This is a genomic window from Stenotrophomonas maltophilia group sp. Smal13 (assembly GCF_030236855.1).
Lineage (GTDB): Bacteria > Pseudomonadota > Gammaproteobacteria > Xanthomonadales > Xanthomonadaceae > Stenotrophomonas > Stenotrophomonas maltophilia_A.
This window is the reverse complement of record NZ_JASJSQ010000023.1, coordinates 25845-42108: the sequence shown is the minus strand read 5'-3', so window position 1 is coordinate 42108 and position 16264 is coordinate 25845. Positions and strand designations below refer to the sequence as shown.

17 protein-coding genes are annotated in these 16264 nt (G+C 66.9%); 12 read left to right on the top strand and 5 right to left on the bottom strand.

Annotated features, from left to right (window positions below):
- Positions 1-4: 4 nt before the first annotated feature.
- Positions 5-1057: a sugar phosphate isomerase/epimerase gene (locus tag QRO95_RS10295; RefSeq protein ID WP_285302477.1), complete on the bottom strand. Its 1053-nt coding sequence runs from the start codon at positions 1055-1057 to the stop codon at positions 5-7.
- Positions 1058-1152: 95 nt separating this feature from the next.
- Between QRO95_RS10295 and QRO95_RS10290 the strand changes: the two genes are divergently transcribed.
- Together QRO95_RS10290 and QRO95_RS10285 are read left to right on the top strand one after the other, a co-directional pair.
- The gene (locus tag QRO95_RS10290; protein ID WP_049398862.1) at positions 1153-2160 is read left to right on the top strand and encodes a LacI family DNA-binding transcriptional regulator; all 1008 of its coding nucleotides are present in this window, start codon (positions 1153-1155) and stop codon (positions 2158-2160) included.
- A gap of 104 nt (positions 2161-2264) precedes the next feature.
- A complete protein-coding gene (locus tag QRO95_RS10285) occupies positions 2265-3317 on the top strand; it encodes a sensor domain-containing diguanylate cyclase (protein WP_285302476.1) in 1053 nt (350 codons plus the stop codon).
- On the opposite strand, the gene QRO95_RS10280 is transcribed toward QRO95_RS10285, so the two are convergent.
- The gene (locus QRO95_RS10280) at positions 3305-4201 is read right to left on the bottom strand and encodes a LysR family transcriptional regulator (protein WP_285302475.1); all 897 of its coding nucleotides are present in this window, start codon (positions 4199-4201) and stop codon (positions 3305-3307) included. The two genes, QRO95_RS10285 and QRO95_RS10280, sit on opposite strands and share 13 nt — an antisense overlap.
- 108 nt (positions 4202-4309) lie before the next feature.
- Between QRO95_RS10280 and QRO95_RS10275 the strand changes: the two genes are divergently transcribed.
- From QRO95_RS10275 to QRO95_RS10255, 5 genes are all read left to right on the top strand, one after another.
- Positions 4310-5158: an oxaloacetate decarboxylase gene (locus QRO95_RS10275; RefSeq protein ID WP_049398866.1), complete on the top strand. Its 849-nt coding sequence runs from the start codon at positions 4310-4312 to the stop codon at positions 5156-5158.
- A gap of 135 nt (positions 5159-5293) precedes the next feature.
- The gene (locus tag QRO95_RS10270) at positions 5294-6319 is read left to right on the top strand and encodes an AI-2E family transporter (RefSeq protein WP_012510371.1); all 1026 of its coding nucleotides are present in this window, start codon (positions 5294-5296) and stop codon (positions 6317-6319) included.
- A 162-nt stretch (positions 6320-6481) separates the two neighbouring features.
- Entirely contained in the window at positions 6482-8224 is a 1743-nt protein-coding gene (locus QRO95_RS10265; protein ID WP_032127635.1) for a diguanylate cyclase, read from the top strand.
- A 72-nt stretch (positions 8225-8296) separates the two neighbouring features.
- A complete protein-coding gene (locus QRO95_RS10260; protein ID WP_032127634.1) occupies positions 8297-8734 on the top strand; it encodes a hypothetical protein in 438 nt (145 codons plus the stop codon).
- Positions 8735-8748: 14 nt separating this feature from the next.
- Complete coding sequence (locus QRO95_RS10255) at positions 8749-9249, top strand: GNAT family N-acetyltransferase (protein ID WP_032127656.1); 501 nt, start codon at positions 8749-8751, stop codon at positions 9247-9249.
- A 3-nt stretch (positions 9250-9252) separates the two neighbouring features.
- On the opposite strand, the gene QRO95_RS10250 is transcribed toward QRO95_RS10255, so the two are convergent.
- Positions 9253-10227 (bottom strand): LysR family transcriptional regulator, encoded by a 975-nt coding sequence (locus QRO95_RS10250; RefSeq protein WP_049443813.1) that lies wholly within the window; start codon positions 10225-10227, stop codon positions 9253-9255.
- Between the two features lie 173 nt (positions 10228-10400).
- On the opposite strand from QRO95_RS10250, the gene QRO95_RS10245 reads away from it, so the two are divergent.
- The gene (locus QRO95_RS10245) at positions 10401-11324 is read left to right on the top strand and encodes an alpha/beta hydrolase (protein WP_032127632.1); all 924 of its coding nucleotides are present in this window, start codon (positions 10401-10403) and stop codon (positions 11322-11324) included.
- Between the two features lie 36 nt (positions 11325-11360).
- Here the strand turns inward: QRO95_RS10245 and QRO95_RS10240 are convergent, their stop codons facing one another.
- Both QRO95_RS10240 and QRO95_RS10235 read right to left on the bottom strand, forming a co-directional pair.
- Complete coding sequence (locus QRO95_RS10240) at positions 11361-12755, bottom strand: DUF2867 domain-containing protein (RefSeq protein WP_285302474.1); 1395 nt, start codon at positions 12753-12755, stop codon at positions 11361-11363.
- Positions 12756-12779: 24 nt separating this feature from the next.
- Positions 12780-13091, bottom strand: a complete 312-nt coding sequence (locus tag QRO95_RS10235) for a metalloregulator ArsR/SmtB family transcription factor (RefSeq protein WP_004147836.1) — start codon at positions 13089-13091, stop codon at positions 12780-12782.
- Positions 13092-13220: 129 nt separating this feature from the next.
- On the opposite strand from QRO95_RS10235, the gene QRO95_RS10230 reads away from it, so the two are divergent.
- From QRO95_RS10230 to QRO95_RS10215, 4 genes are all read left to right on the top strand, one after another.
- On the top strand, positions 13221-13802 hold the full coding sequence (locus QRO95_RS10230; RefSeq protein ID WP_049398870.1) for an NMCC_0638 family (lipo)protein: 582 nt from the start codon (positions 13221-13223) through the stop codon (positions 13800-13802).
- Between the two features lie 182 nt (positions 13803-13984).
- Positions 13985-14452, top strand: coding sequence for a DUF2975 domain-containing protein (locus QRO95_RS10225; RefSeq protein WP_032127655.1), 468 nt, complete (start codon positions 13985-13987; stop codon positions 14450-14452).
- Positions 14452-14682: a helix-turn-helix transcriptional regulator gene (locus QRO95_RS10220; protein ID WP_285302473.1), complete on the top strand. Its 231-nt coding sequence runs from the start codon at positions 14452-14454 to the stop codon at positions 14680-14682. Before QRO95_RS10225 ends, QRO95_RS10220 begins: the two co-directional genes overlap by 1 nt.
- 43 nt (positions 14683-14725) lie before the next feature.
- The gene (locus tag QRO95_RS10215; protein WP_197615729.1) at positions 14726-16264 is read left to right on the top strand and encodes a TerC family protein; all 1539 of its coding nucleotides are present in this window, start codon (positions 14726-14728) and stop codon (positions 16262-16264) included.

Here is a 16264-nt window from a genome sequence, read left to right as displayed (position 1 = left end):
TGGCTCAGATTCCCAGCATGTGGTGCAGTGATGCGGCGTCCGTGCCACTGTCGGCAAAGTCATCGAAGGCGCGCTCGGTCACCCGGATGATGTGGTCGCGAATGAAGGCGGCACCTTCGCGTGCGCCGTCCTCCGGGTGCTTCAGGCAGCACTCCCATTCCAGTACCGCCCATCCGGGGAAGTCGTACTGGGCGAACTTGGAGAAGATCGCCTTGAAGTCGATCTGGCCGTCACCGGGCGAACGGAACCGGCCCGGACGATCGATCCAGTCCTGGTAGCCGCCATACACGCCGCTGCTCGCGCTGGCGTGATACTCGGCGTCCTTGACGTGGAAGATGCCGATGCGATCGTGATAGCGGTCAATGAAGCCCAGGTAGTCCATCTGCTGCAGCAGCAGGTGGCTGGGGTCGTACAGGATCTTGGCGCGGGGGTGATGGTCCACCACATCGAGGAAGCGTTCAAAGGTCGCGCCGTCGTGCAGGTCCTCACCCGGGTGGATCTCGAAGCACAGGTCCACGCCGCAGGCGTCGAACGCATCCAGGATCGGGCGCCAGCGGCGGCCGAGTTCGGCGAAGGCTTCTTCCACCAGTCCCGGTGGACGCTGCGGCCAGGGATAGAAATAGGGCCAGGCCAATGCGCCGGAGAACGTGGCATGCGCGGTCAGCCCCAGGCGCTGGCTGGCTTTGGCGGCCAGCAGAAGCTGCTCGACTGCCCAAGCCTGGCGGGCAGCCGGATCGCCGCGCTTGTCCGCCGGCGCGAATCCGTCGAACAGACTGTCGTAGGCCGGATGCACCGCGACCAGCTGCCCCTGCAGATGGGTGGACAGCTCGGTGATCTGCACGCCATGACCGGCCAGCATGCCGGCGACGTCGTCGCAGTACGCCTGGCTGCGCGCGGCCTCGGCCAGATCGAACAGGTGGGGCGCGCCGGTGGGGACTTGTACGCCAGAATAGCCCAGACCCGCGGCCCATCCGGCCAGCGTGTCCAGCCGATCAAAAGGAGCTGTGTCGCCGATGAACTGCGCCAGGAACAGCGCTGGACCCTTGAGCGTCTTCAACGTGATTCGCCCTCGATGCAATCGATTGCATTATCCTAGCAGGGGCTCACGCAGGACCTGTTGTGCACTGCACAGCAGACAGGAGAACTAACGCCATGGCCACCATCTACGACATCGCGAAGCACGTCGGCGTCTCCGCAGGCACGGTGTCGCGGGCGCTTTCCCGGCCGGACAAAGTGCTGCCGGCCACGCGCGCGCGCATCGAGCAGGCCGCTGCCGCACTCGGTTATGTGCCCAACACGGTGGCCCGCACGCTCAAGACCCAGCGCAGCGGCAAGATCCTGGTCACCGTCCCGGACATCGCCAATCCGTTCTTCGCGCAGATCCTGCAGGGGGCGGAGGACGCCGCACAGGCGGTCGGCTATGCGGTTCTGCTCGGCGATACCCAGCATCAACCCGACCGCGAGGAGCGCTATGCGCAGATGCTTCGGCGCAACGAGGCCGACGGCATGATCGTGCTGGGGCACCGCCTGCCGCCCACGGCGCGCGAGATCGTCCAGCAGCGCGGTGCCGCCGCGCCGGTGATCAACGGCTGCGAGTTCGACCCCGCACTGGGCATTCCCAGCGTCCATATCGATAACGCCGCGGCCGCGCGCGTGGTGATGGAGCATCTGTATGGGCTGGGACACGAGCGGATCGCCGTGGTCGGCGGACCGCCGGACAATCCGCTGCACCAGCAACGGCTGGAAGGGGTGCGGGCGGCCAGCAAGGCGCGTGGACGCCTGCGCCAGCTGAACATCGTGCCGGGTGACTTTTCGGTGGAATCCGGCCATGCGGCTGCCATGGCGCTGCTGGACGGCATGTCTGCGCCAACGGCGATCTTCTGTTTCAGCGATCAGATGGCGCTGGGCACCCTGGCGGCCTGCCGCGATCTGGGCATCCGCGTGCCGGAGGACCTGTCCATCGTCGGCTTCGATGATCTGGCATCTTCCCGCTACCTCACGCCGCCGTTGACCACCATCCGGCAACCGATGCGGGAGATCGGTGAGCGCGCGGTCAACCTGCTGCTTGCCATCATCGAGCACATGGATGTGCCGCTGCAGCAGACGCTGGATTTCAGCCTGATGCTGCGGGGTTCAACGGCGCCACCCAGGCGTGGGTGAGGCAGGGTAACCGCCGTGAATCCTTGATCCCGAATTGACGCAGAGCTGTCAGACTCACCACAGGCCGCCCGGCAAGGGCGTGCGATCGCGCAAGGGGGTCGGCAATGCCGTTCTTGACGGACTCGACGGAAGTCGCGGTCGAAGGCATCGGCGCGGCACGTCGCATCGGCTGGATGCGCTTCGTGGGCAATGGGCTGGGCGCGATTCCCATCGCCTCGATCATTCTTGAACGTCAGGACGGCCCGTGGGCCTGGGTGTTGCTGCTGCTCAACGCGCTGGCCTGGCCGGCGCTCGCGCTGGTGCTGACCCAGCGCTCACGGCAGCCTGCGGTGGTCCAGTTCCGTTGCATGGTGGTTGATTCCTTCTTTGGCGGTGGCTGGATCGCCTTCATGGGGCTCAGCGTGATACCCAGTGCGTTGTTCGCCGCGCTGCTGGTCGCCGACAAGATCGCCGCCGGTGGGGTGAAGCTGGCGGTACGGGCCACACTGGCACTGGTGGTGGGGTTCGCGCTCACCTGGTGGGGCCTCGGGTTTCCTTACCAGCCGGTGTCATCGCAGCGCACGATCGTGCTCAGCGTGCCGTTCCTGTTCGTCTACGGCATCGGCCTCAGCATCCTCAGCTGGCAGCTGGCGCGGCGGGTGAAATCGCAGAACCGCCAGTTGAAGCGGCTGAGCCGCATGGACCCGCTGGTGGAGCTGGCCAACCGCGGCTTCCTGATCGTCCGTGCGCAGCAGGCACTGGACAAGGCGCAGGGGCAGGGTGGTTTTGCCTGCCTGCTGATGCTTGATGTGGATGACTTCAAGCGCATCAATGACTCGCACGGTCATCGCGCCGGGGACGAAGTGCTGCGCCATATCGCCTCCACCTTGCGCGCCTTCGCCCGGCCTGGCGATACCCCTGCGCGGCTGGGAGGCGACGAGTTCGTCGTGCTGCTGCAGGACTGTGCGCCCGTCGATGCGATGCATGTGGCAGAGCGGGTTCGGCTGCAACTTCTGGAGGCAGCACGGCAGGCAACCCCGGGCATCGAGTTCAGCGTCAGCATCGGAATCGCGGCGACGCCGCGCGGTGGCAGCGTAGAGGACTGGCTGGCACTGGCCGACCGCGCGCTGTACCACGCCAAGCGCCAGGGCAAGAACAACGCCAGCTATGGCGAATGAGGTGTTGCCAGGTCTCTGGCGCAGGCCAGCAGCTGGGCGGCCGTTGCCGGAGGCTTGCAGTGCACCGCCAACTGCAGCGTAGTGGTCGGCATGCCCAGTTCCAGCGCAACAAAAGCCAGGCCGCTGCGGTGCATGCTCTGCATCGAGGCCGGCACGATGGCGATACCCAGGCCGGCAGCCGCAAGGTTGATCGCTGAAGCCACCTGCGGCGCTTCCTGCTGGATGGTAGGCGCGAGGCCCTGGCTGCGGCAGGCAGCGACGACGTCTGCACTCAGGCCCTGACCCGATTTCCGCGAGAACAGGATGAAGCGCTCGTCGCGCAGCTCGGCCAGCGCGATGCTTGTCCGGCACGCCAACGGGTGATCGGCCGGCAGTACTGCCACCAGTGGCTCGGCACTGAGTTGCTGTGTCATCCGTTCACCGGTATTGGAAAACGGCGGGCGCACGATCACTGCATCGAGCTCGCCATCATCGAGGCGCCGGACCAGCGATTCACTGCCATCTTCGACCAGCTGCACCTGCACCGCCGGATGTGCCCGCTGGAAGCTGCGCATCAGCGCGGTGACCGCCTCGTTGTAGGTCGCCGATTCGGTCAGCCCCAATGTCAACGTACCGACCTCGCCGCGTGCGGCGCGCAACGCCTCCTCCTTGGCCTGGTCGACGCGCGCGAGGATGTCCTCCGCAGCTTTCCAGAATACCTGGCCAGCATCGCTGAGCACGATGCCGCGTCCCTGCCGGTGGAACAGCGGTGTGCCGATCTCTTCCTCCAAGGCGCGGATCTGCTGCCCGAGCGGCGGCTGGGCGATATGCAGGGCCTCGGCGGCCTTGGTGAAGCTCTGCAGCTGGGCAGTCATGACGAAGTAGCGCAGGTGCCGCAGTTCCATTGGAACCTCAAACGTTCTGGTGCTGTACGAACACGGTATTGGACGGTCGCCGCTGGCGGCAACATCATCGGTATCCCACGGCAGATGTCCAACGACAAGGGAGACCACATGAAAAAGACACGTCAGTTGCGCGATCTGCTCCGCCAGGGCAGCGTGATTGCGCCAGGTGCATTCGATGGATTGTCGGCACGCCTGGTGGAGCTGGCCGGCTTCGATGCGGTCTATGCCAGCGGCGGCGCCATCGCACGTTCGGCCGGCGTGCCGGACATCGGCCTGCTCGGCCTCAGCGAAGTGCTTGCGCAGGTTGAACGGATCGTCGATGCCTGCGATCTGCCGGTGATCGCCGACGCTGACACCGGCTTCGGCGGCACCGCGAATGTTGAACGCACGGTGCGCGCGTTCGAAAGGGCAGGGGTTGCCGCCCTGCATATCGAGGACCAGGCCTTCCCCAAGCGCTGCGGACACCTGGATGACAAGACGCTGGTCGACGCGGGCGAGATGTGCACGAAGATCCGTGTCGCCTGCCAGTCGCGGATCGACCCGGAGTTGATGATCATCGCGCGTACCGATGCCATCGCCTGCGAAGGCCTGGATGCGGCGATCGAACGGGCGCAGGCCTATGTGGACGCGGGCGCGGACATGATCTTCGTCGAGGCACCGGAAACGCTGGAGCAGATCGAGGTGATTTCGCAGCAGGTTCCCGGGCCGAAGCTGATCAACATGTTCCACAGCGGCAAGACGCCGCTGGTGCCGGTGGCGCGGCTGGCCGAACTCGATTACCGGCTGGTGATCATTCCCTCTGACCTGCAGCGCGCTGCGATCCGGGCCATGCAGCGCACCCTGCAGGAGATCGCAGCGACTGGCGACAGCGGGCGTGTTGCCGGCGAGCTGGCCAGCTTCGGCGAGCGTGAGACGATCGTGCGCACGGCGCGGTATCTGGCACTGGACCGGGTGTGATCCGGGCGTGATTGCGGACGTGCCGATGGACGGAGAAGGGGCGGCGGAATCCGCGTGTATTGCCTGTTCATCCTGCACCCGGAATCATCGCCGCCAATCCTCTACCATGGGCCACCCTGCCCGGACGTGCCGCCCATGCAAGACGCCCTCGTTGCCCAGCCCAAGCCCCCCGTCCCGAGGATCGCGGCCTGGCTGATGATGCTGCTGGGCATGTGGCTGGCGTTGAAGCTGGGCCTGGTGGTGACCCTGCTGTCGGGCCTGCTGGTGTTCCAGCTGACCCACCTGCTGGCCTCCACCGTGGAGGGCAAGCTGCCGCCAGGCCGGGCGCGGGCGATCGCGGTGATCGTGCTGTCAGCGGTGATCATCAGCGCGCTGGTGCTGGCCGGGATCGGCGTGGCGTCATTTTTCCGCAACGAGACCGGTGGACCGGACGCATTGCTGGCGCGGCTGATGGAGATCCTCAATTCGTCGCGGCACCAGGTGCCGGCGCTGCTGCAGCCGTACATCCCCGAGGACATGCCGGCGCTGCGCACGGCACTGAACGACTGGGCCGCCGAGCATCAGCGCCAGCTGGGCGTGGCCGGTACCTCGGTGGTGCAGGTGGGCGTACGCGTACTGATCGGTATGGTGCTGGGCGCGATGATCGCGCTGTATGACGAACTGCCGCTGCCGAAGATGGGCCCGCTGGCGCAGGAGCTGATCGGCCGCACCAGCCGCCTGGCCACTGCGTTCCGCCAGGTGGTGTTCGCGCAGGTGAAGATCTCGCTGCTCAACACCGTGTTCACCGCCATCTTCCTGCTGGGCGTGCTGCCGTTGTTCGGCGTGCACCTGCCACTGTCCAAGACCCTGGTACTGATCACCTTCATCGCCGGCCTGCTGCCGGTGGTGGGCAACATCATTTCCAACACCATCATCACCATCGTCGCGCTGTCGGTCTCGTTCTACGTGGCCGTGGCGGCGCTGCTTTACCTGATCGTGATCCACAAGCTGGAGTACTTCCTCAATGCGCGCATCGTTGGCGGCGAAATCCAGGCCCGCGCCTGGGAGCTGCTGTTGGCGATGCTGGTGATGGAAGCGGCGTTCGGCCTGCCCGGCCTGGTGGCGGCGCCGGTGTTCTACGCCTACGTGAAGCGCGAACTGGTCGACCAGCGCTGGATCTAGTACGGCAGGGTGTGACGCATTCGCCTCAGCCCGGCGCGGGGTGAGACCTTGCCGGCGCGTTCGCGGTGGCTGCGGTATACCCATGGTCACGGTTCGCGCGGCACTGGCTTGGCGCTGCCGGGACCGGCGGCTACAGTGATCCGCACTTCAGGGGAAATTTGCATGGCCGGCAAGGCATCGCCCATCGGACTGCGGACCTGGGTCTGGATCCTGGCGGGGTCGTTCGTGGTCTGTACGCTGCCGTTGATGGCCATCGCGCTGGTCCAGGGCACGCTGCGCTACAGCGCTGCCGAGGACAACCTGGTCAGCCTGCGCCAGCTGCGCCAGACCTTCGACCTGGCCAACCTGGTCTCGGCCGAACGCGGCCCGGCCAACAGCCTGCTCGGTGCCGACCCGGCCGATGCCAGCGAGCATGCGCGGCTTACGCTGCAGCTGGCGGTGGTGCGCAGGCGTGTGGACACCGCGCTGCAGCAGCTGGATGCCGTGTTCACGGCTGATCCGGGCGTGGTGGATGAGCATGGGATGCTGGCAGACGCGCAACGTCGCCTGCAGTCGGCACGCGCGGGCGTGGACCGGGTGGCAGCGCAGCCGCGCGACGCACGACGTGTCGAAGACGTGGAGCGCGCGATCAGCGGCATGTTTGCCGTGGTCGACCGCCTGCACCTGCTGACCTCGGCACAGATCAACGTACTGGTCCGGGCCGACCGCGAAGCGGCGATTCCAGCCATGCAGGGCCAGGTGCTGATCGACCTGCGCGAACACGGCGGGCGTCTGGCCTCCAACGTGATGGCGCCGGTGGCGGTACCCGGTGCCTGGCGCAACGAACAGGTGCGCGCGGCGCTGCAGACCGAGGGCCGCCTGCTGGAACTGTGGCGGCTGGCCGGCAGCCACGAATCGGTGTTCCGCAGTGATCCGACGCTGTCCTGGCATTGGGATATGGCGCGCCGGCAGTTCTTCGGCGAGTCACTGCCGATGATCGAACAGCTGATCGACGACGGACGGCGTGGCCTGCCGCCGCCGTGGACCGCTGCCGAGTTCACCACGCGCTACGTGCCGACCCTGCAGTCGCTTGAGGCGCTGCGTGACGGTTACCTGAGTGTGTCCATCGCCAGGTTCGAGCACACCCGCAACCGGGAGGCCACGCGGCTGGCGGTACTTCTGGCCACCGCGCTGGGAACCCTGGTGGTACTGGGTGTGGCGCTGCGTATCGCGCATCTGCAGATCCTGCGACCTCTGCTGCAGGCACAACGGCAGGTGATCCAGATTGCCTCCGAAGCGCCTGGGCCCGAGCAGCATGTCACCCATCCGCTGGCCGAGATGCAGCGCCTGTTCGATGCGATTGAAGTGCTGCGCGAGAAGTCGCGCGAACGCTCGGCGCTGACCAGCGAGCTGCGCCAGCTGGCCGGCACCGATGAATTGACCGGACTGCTGAACCGTCGCGCGCTGGAGGAACTGGTGCAGCAGCGCCACGACGAGGGGCGGATGAGCGCAGTGGTGATCCTGCTGGACGTTGATCGCTTCAAATCGATCAATGATGGTCATGGCCACGATGCGGGTGATGAAGTGCTGGTACAGGTGGCGCAACTGCTGCAGCGCCATCTTCGCCGCAGCGACAGCATTTCCCGCTATGGTGGCGAGGAGTTCCTGGTGCTGCTGGCCGACGGTGACCTGGCCGCTGGCCGACAGCTGGCCGAATCGCTGCGGCTTGCGCTGCAGCAGCTGGACATCGTGGTGGCCGGCGGTACCGTGCTGCGGGTGACCGCCAGCTTCGGCGTGGCCCGCGGTGCTACCGACGCCTTGGGCTGGCGGACCCTGCTGCGTGCCGCCGATGCGGCCATGTACCAGGCCAAGGCGCAGGGCCGCGACCGCGTGCGGGTCGCCGGTGGTGGGCGCATTCCACGCTGAAACATCATGTTCATCGCTGGCGCACGCATGGCTGCCTAGACTGGACCTTCGACCATTTGGCAGGAGCGCATCATGACCGTTCGCCCCGTCGTTGCTGCAGCGCTGCTGGCCGGGATGCTGGCCGGCTGTACCTCCACTTCGTCGCAGACCGCTGCGGATGCGCCACGCCACCCCTCGGTTGCCGCCGACCTGAGCCCGGTGCCGGCTTTCACCGGCGGCGGTGCGGGTTGGAGCATTGAGATCGCCTCCACCGGCCAGGGCAACCACGATGCCAGCCTCAGCGCTGACGGCCGTACCCACAAGGGCACGCTGCGCTATCCGGGGCAGCCGGCCGATGCACCGAGCTCGCTGATCGTGCTCAACGGCGAGCTTGGCCAGCAGCCCGCCATCGTCGAGATCAAGCGTGAGTCGTGTCGCACTGCCGAAGGTGTGGACACCCTGGCCAGCGTGCAGGTGACGATGGAAGGGCAGCCGCAGCGCCGCGGTTGTGGCCACCTGGCCGTGTACTGATCCTGTGCGCCGTCGTGCTTGAGATTCCAACCCTGCACACCGTGCGCCTGCGGCTGCGTCCACAGCAGCTGGATGACTTCGGCGTCTATGCCGCGTTCCTGGCCTCGCCGCGTGCGCGGGGCATGGGCGGGCCGTTCGGTGAGGTGGCGGCGTGGGGGCAGTTCTGCCATGACCTCGCCAGCTGGCATCTGTTCGGCCATGGCGCGTTGATGATCGAGCGTGCCGATACGGGAGCCTGCATCGGCCAGGTCGGGATCAATCATGGCCCGCTGTTCCCGGAAAAGGAACTGGGCTGGCTGCTGTATGACGGCCATGAAGGGAAGGGCTTCGCTACCGAAGCGGCCGGCGCGCTGCGCGACTGGGCCTTCGTGGTGGCGCAGCTGCCGACCCTGGTCAGCTACATGGCATCGGACAACCTGGCGTCGCAGGCCGTTGCACAGCGGCTGGGCGGCGTGCTGGACGATCACGCCGTGCGCAGTGATGCCGATGATCTGGTGTATCGCTACCCGCGCTGACGCCTAGCTGCCCGTGGCCGGGGCCTGTACCGTGCGGCCGAGCGCCTTGGCGACGCCTTCGCGCTTCTCGATCAGGAATTCCATCAGGGCGCGCACGCGCGGTGGCATCTGCTCGCGCGAAGGCACGTACAGGTAGAAGCCGGGGAACGGTGCCGACCACGCCGGCATCAGGCGGACCAGGCGCCCATCGGCCAGCATCGGCTGCAGTGACAGATCGATATGCTGCATCACGCCCAATCCCTGCAGCGCGGCGCGGATCATGCCCTCATCGTCGTTGGTGACATAGCGTCCGCGCGGTTCCACTTCAAAGTCATGACCGGGCTGGCCCGGCGTGCTGAATTCCCAGGCATAGACCCCGCCGCTGCCGGTCTGCCGGTAGCCCAGGCACTCGTGGGCGGCCAGTTCGGCGGGCGTGGTGGGCGTGCCATGGCGGGCCAGGTAGGCCGGCGAGGCGACCACCACCATTTCCAGCATCGGCGTGACCGGCACGGCGATCATGCCTTCGGCCAACCGCTCGCCAAGGCGGATGCCGGCGTCACAGCCGTCGGCAACGATGCTGGACAGGCCGTCGTCCATCACCAGCTCTATGCGCAGCTCGGGGTAGCGCGCGAAGAACTCCGGTAGATGCGGTTCGATCAGCGTCTTGGCAGTCAGGCGCGCGGTGTTGATGCGCAGCAGGCCGGACGGAGCGTCATGGCTGGCGCGCAGGTCGCGTACTGCGGTTTCGATGGTGCTCAGCGATGGCCGCAGTGCGTCGAACAGGCGCTGGCCTTCCTCGGTGAGCGACATGTCACGGGTGGTCCGGTGCAGCAGGCGTACCCCCAGCTGTTTCTCCAGGGTCTTCAGGCTCTGCGACAACGCCGGGCGCGAGACCCCCATCTCAACGGCCGCTTTGGTGAAGCTGCGGTGGTGGGCGATGTGGGCAAACCAGGCCAGCTGGGGCAGCAGGGCCGGGTTGATCGGGCTGGGGGCGCTCATGGGGCTCGGTCGGCAGGACGGCGGGAGAAGATGGCGGCACAGGTTGTCGCTCTTTGGTAATTGCAGCTTACTACTTTGGTTGTGATTGGCCGCTTTTTCGGCCCCAATCCCGGGTCTATCGTGCTTGCAACGGCGACACCCGTCGCCCCCCGCCGCTATCGAGGAGCCGCAGCATGGAAACCATCAACATCCAGAATCCGGACATGGCCTGGCCGATCGCCGCCGACCTGCATTTCCCGCCGGACTTCGACCGCAACCGGGTCTATCCCGCGATCATCAGCATGCATCCGATCGGCAGCTGCAAGGAGCAGACCGCCGGCAACATCTACGGTGAGGCCCTGGCTCGCGAGGGCTACGTGGTGATCGCCTATGACGCCAGCTTCCAGGGCGCCAGCGGTGGCGAGCCGCGTCGGGTCGAAGACCCGACCCAGCGCGTGGAGGATGTACGCCGCGTGGTCGACCATCTGGTCACCCTGCCGTACGTGGATGCCGAACGCATCGGCGTACTGGGCATCTGTGGCGGTGGTGGCTACGCGATCAACGCCACCATGACCGAGCGCCGCATCAAGGCGGTCACCAGCATCACCGGTGTCAACTTTGGCCGGCTCAGTCGTGAGGGCTTTGGCGGATTCGATCCGATCGGCACGCTGGAGGCCATCGCTGCCCAGCGCACCGCCGAGATGCGCGGCGGCGAGGCCCGTGTGGACCTGTTCCTGCCGCCTTCGGTGGAACAGGGGCGCGCCGCCGGCATCACGGATATCGATGTGCTGGAGGCCACGGACTATTACCGCACGCGCGAGCCGCAGCCCAACGGCGTGGTCAGTGCGCTGTTCTCGCATCGCGGTGCAGCGGTGGGCTGGGATGCCTTCCACCTGGCCGAAGTCCTGCTGACCCAACCGTTGCTGGTGGTGATCGGTGACAAGCCGGGTGGCTTTGGTGCCTACCGCGATGGCCTGGAGATCCATGGCCGTGCGGCGTCGAAGCACAAGCAGTTGAAGGTGGTGGAAGGCTGGTCGCATTACGACCTGTATGACAAGCCGGAGCCGGTGCGCGAGGCCCTGTCAGCGGTCGTTCCCTTCTTCAAGCAGCACCTGTGAGCTGATGTGGCAGGTTGTGCCGGCCACGGGCCGGCATCATCTGTACGCGGAGTACTCCGCCCAGTCATCGAGATCGGCCAGTTCCGGCGCCAGCGCATGTTCGACCGCGCGGCGCAGCAGTGCCGGCGCGACGTAGTGCCGGTGCGCGGCATCGATCAGCGCCATGTACAGGCGGCCGAACGCATTGCGGGTCTGCACGCGCGAGCCGAGGCTGATCTCGACGTGGCCATCGGCACAGCGCTGCACCCGCACGCTGCTGCGGAAGCGCAGGTGGCGATCATCGGCACCGAGCAGCACTTCGGCGCAGGTGTCCCCGTCATCGATGTGCGCGTCCAGCACCGGATAGCGACCGGCGAACAACCGGCTGCGGTCGGTCGACAGCAGTGACGATACCGGGCAGCCGAGCGGCGACGTACGCAGCCGCAACGGCGCCACGAGGCGGTTACGCAGTGCCATCAGGTGGCCCACGCCGGTGGGCGGATTGCGCAGGAAGCCTTCCAGTACATCGGCCAGCAGTACCGACGCGGAGTGATGCGCGACCTGCGCGCTGTCCAGGCACAGCGTGGTCTGGTCCTGGTAGTGGCTGTGCGGCAGCGCAGTGGCCAGCAGCCCGTCGCTGTGTGGTGCCTGCGACTGGACCGGGTAGGCCGGTGTGGCGCGTTCGACGAACCCGCGCAGCGGCCGCAGTGGAATCCGGCGCAGCGGACCGAGCAGGGCACGGGTACGCGCGCACAGCTGAGCACTCAGGCTGGGGGGGGCGGCCTGCAGCGACAGCTGCAGCAGTGGCGCTGCCGAGAGTGCAGTGGCCGATGGCCAGTGGGCATCGGGCAGTACCTCGGTCAGGCTGGGGATATCGGCCGCATTGCGTTGAACCTGTGCACGGGCCTGCTCATCCATCGCCCCGGCCAGCTCATTGCTGTGGCAGGACAACGCGAACAGCGCCGGATGTGTGCGATGGTTCGATGCGAACTGGTGCCACGTGCCGCCGCCGAAGCGCACGGTGAACAGGCAGTCCGGTGGAATGCGGATGCGCCGCAGCGTGCGTGCGAAGGCAGCGGGATCGCGCGCCAGCTGCGCGTCGGAGGCGGTGGCGAAGCGCAGCTCGGCGCCCGCGCTTCCGGCGATGGCGGTGAACGTGCGCGGGCCTGCATGGCGATGAAACGGGTGACCACCGGCACCGACGGTGAAGCTGTACAGCGAGGAGGCGTTGCCCTGCTGCAGATGCATGCCGCCCAGTCGCGCCGAAGGCTCGTCCAGCGCATCGATGAAGGCCGGGTGGTGGCGCTGGCGCTGGCTGGCGTCGGTCACCAGCGCATCACCGGCACCGATGCCGAGCTGCGCGATCAAGGTGACTTCGGTCGGGCTTCCGCCCTCCTGCCCCGGAAGCTGCACCCCTGGAAACGAACGGCGGTCGCGGGTCGAACCAGGCATGGTCATGCTCCTTGGCGGGGCGGTTCAGCGGGCAGGGGACTTGCGGCGCGCGCGTGCTTCGCGCTTCAGCGGGCCGCCGACCGGACACACTTCGGCTGCCCAGGAAAACAGCGTGTTGGCCAAGCGGTCGGGCACCTGCCGGAAGTAGACGAACTGGCCGCGCTTCTCGCGTTCGATCAGGCCGGCTTCCTCGAGGATGCGCAGGTGGCTGGATAGCGCAGGCTTGCTGAAGTCGAAGCGTTCGGCCAGCTCGCCCGCGCTCAGCTCACCGGCGCTGAGATAGGCCAGGATCTGGCGGCGGGCGGTGGAGGCGAGGGCTTCGAAGATACGGTCCATGGCGAGCTAATTAACTAATTCGTTAACTGATACTCCTCCCGCCAGCGGCGGCTGTCAAGCCATGACCCGTTGCGCGTGGCGCCCGGGCTTTGCCATCCTCCCTGCTGTTTTCCGTAGCGTGGAATCCCGATGCGTCCTGTGTTCTGGCTGGCTTTGGCCCTGCTGCCCACCCTGGCGGTGGCGCAACCTGCGCGTACTGCAAAGGCCAAGGCCCCAGCGCAGGATCCCTTCAGCGAGCTGTTCGATACTGCCTGCATGCAGCACATCGGTGCCCCGGCGCGGTTGCAGTCGCTGATGGAATCCAATGGGCTGTCGCCGTTGCAGCCCGCCGAAGCCGCGACGCTGTTGCAGGGGCAATCGGGCGTGGCCTGGATGGTGCCTCTGGCCAGTGGCCGCTATGCGGTGAGCTGGGCTGACGATGGCACGTGTACGGTCTACGCCGAAAAGGCCGACGCGGCGGTCGTGCAGAAGGGATTCGCCCGGTTGGTGCAGGCCGCACCGAAGCCGTTGCAGGTGCGGTCGCTGCCAGGGCGTGGGCCGCTGTCGGCTGATCAGGTGGCCATCCAGTACGGCTGGGCCACGCCGGGGCAGGGCAAGCTGCAGGTGCGATTCCGCCTGGTCACACGGCAGGCGGCCGAAGCCGGCGTGCAGGCGATGGCCTCGGCGGCCCCGGGCGAAGCGATGCTGGCGCAGGGCGCGCCTGGGCCCTGAAGGGCCCACGCTCGCGATTCAGCCTTTCACGCGGCAAGTGGTATATCGTTTATCGATAAATTCACCCGGGGCGGCGAGGCCACCCCAATGCCGGAGGCCGCTTGACCGCTCGTCCCGCCCGCGCCAGACCCGCGCGAGGCTTGTTCACCCTGGCCCAGGCCGCCGTACAGGCGGTGCGGGCGATGTGCTGGCTGGGCATCCTGGCCGCACTGCTGGCCGTGCCGCTGGTCGCCCACGACCGCAGCTGGCTGCTCGACAGCATCCACGACGCTGATGCCGCTGCCGTGCATGGCAGCGACCTGTTCCTGCATTTCTGCCTGGGCCTGGGCGCGATCGTCGCGCTGCTGGTGCTGTGCCTGATGTTCCTGCGCCACCTGCTGCGGCTGTTGAAGTCGGCGGCGCGCGAGCGGCCGTTCACCCACGCCAATGCACAGCGCCTGCAGCGCATGGCCTGGCTGATGCTGTCGATGGAGGTGCTGTCGATCCTGATCGGCGCCTACGCCGCCTGGATGGGCCCGGACTTCACCTGGATGGAGGTGGGCGGCGGCATGTCGATCACCGGCCTGGTCGCGGTGCTGATGCTGTTCGTGCTGGCACGCGTGTTTGCCGTGGGTGCGGCAATGCGCGATGACCTCGACGGTGTCATCTGATGGCGATTGTCATCACCCTGGACCGCATGCTGCAGGAACGGGGCATGACCCTGTCCGAGCTGGCCGGGCGCATCGACATCACCCTGGCCAACCTGTCGATCCTGAAAACCGGCAAGGCGCGCGCCATCCGCTTTTCCACACTTGATGCGATCTGCCGTGAGCTGCAGTGCACGCCCGGTGACCTGCTCGGGCATGACCCGGCGCAGGCGCAGGCGCAGGAGGCTGACTGAGTGTTTCCCCTTTTCCCTTACCTACTGACGAAACGGACCTGAAATGGAATGGTTGGCTGACCCCTCGATATGGATGGGCCTTGCAACCCTGGTCGTGCTGGAGATCGTTCTCGGCATCGACAATCTGGTGTTCATCGCGATCCTGGCCGACAAACTGCCGCCGCACCAGCGTGACCGCGCGCGGGTGATCGGCCTGGCGCTGGCCCTGCTGATGCGGCTGGTGCTGCTGGCCGCGCTGGCATGGATCATGAAGTTGACCGAACCGCTGCTCACGCTGTTCGACCACAGCTTCTCCGGGCGTGACCTGATCCTGCTGGGCGGTGGTCTGTTCCTGCTGTTCAAGGGCACGATGGAACTGCACGAGCGACTGGAGGGCCGCCAGCATGAGGACAATGGCAAGAAGGTCTACGCCAGCTTCGCGATGGTGGTGGCTCAGATCGTGGTGCTCGACGCGGTGTTCTCGCTGGACTCGGTGATCACTGCGGTCGGCATGGTCGACAACCTGGGCGTGATGTACGCCGCGGTGACCATCGCGATGGCGCTGATGCTGGTGGCCAGCAAGCCGCTGACCCGCTTCGTGAACAAGCATCCCACGGTGGTGGTGCTGTGCCTGGGCTTCCTGTTGATGATCGGTTTCAGCCTGGTGGCCGAGGGCCTGGGCTACAAGATCCCGAAGGGTTATCTGTACGCGGCGATCGCCTTCTCGATCCTGGTTGAAGCCTTCAACCAGTGGGTGCGCTTCAATCGCGAGCGCAACGAGCGTCGCCAGCCGTTCCGCCAGCGTACCGCCGACGCCGTGCTGCGCATGCTGGGCGCGCGCCCGGCCAATGGCCACGACGACGAAAACGCTGACGAACACGTCGATGCCGAAGAGCGGTTGCAGCCGGCCGAGCACGAGATGATCCGCAGCGTGCTGGGCCTGGCTGATCGCCCGGTGTCGAGCGTGATGACCGTGCGTGCCGACGTGCAGTGGATCGACCTGGCACGTGGGCAGGAGGATGTGGTGGCACGCCTGGTGGCATCGCCGCACACCCGCCTGCTGGTGGGTGATGGCGACCTGGACAGCCTGCGCGGCGTGGTGCAGAGCCGCGACCTTCTGGCCGACCTGCTGCAGGGCAGGCCGCTGCAGCTGGAGGGCAACCTGCGCGAGCCGCAGTACGTGCTGTCCAGCGCCAGCGCACTGCAGGCGCTGGAACTGATCCGCCAGCACCCGGTGCCGTTGGCGGTAGCGGTGGACGAGTACGGCAGTGTGGAAGGCCTGGTGACCGCCAACGATCTGCTGGCGGCCATTGCCGGTGACCTGGTCGACACCCAGGACGAGCGCTATGGCGTGGAGGCGCAGGGCGAGAACCAGTGGGAGGCCGACGGTGCGCTGACCCTGGACGACCTGCAGCGCCTGGCCGGCGTGTCGCTGCCGCGCAGTGCCGACTACATGACCATCTCCGGACTGGTACTGGAGCAGTTGGGTCGCCTGCCGGACATCGGTGACACGGTGGAGATTGCGGATGTACGCATCACCGTACTGGCAATGGAGAAGCGTCGCATCGCCCGCCTGCGGGTGGAGCGCATCGGGCTTTCGTAG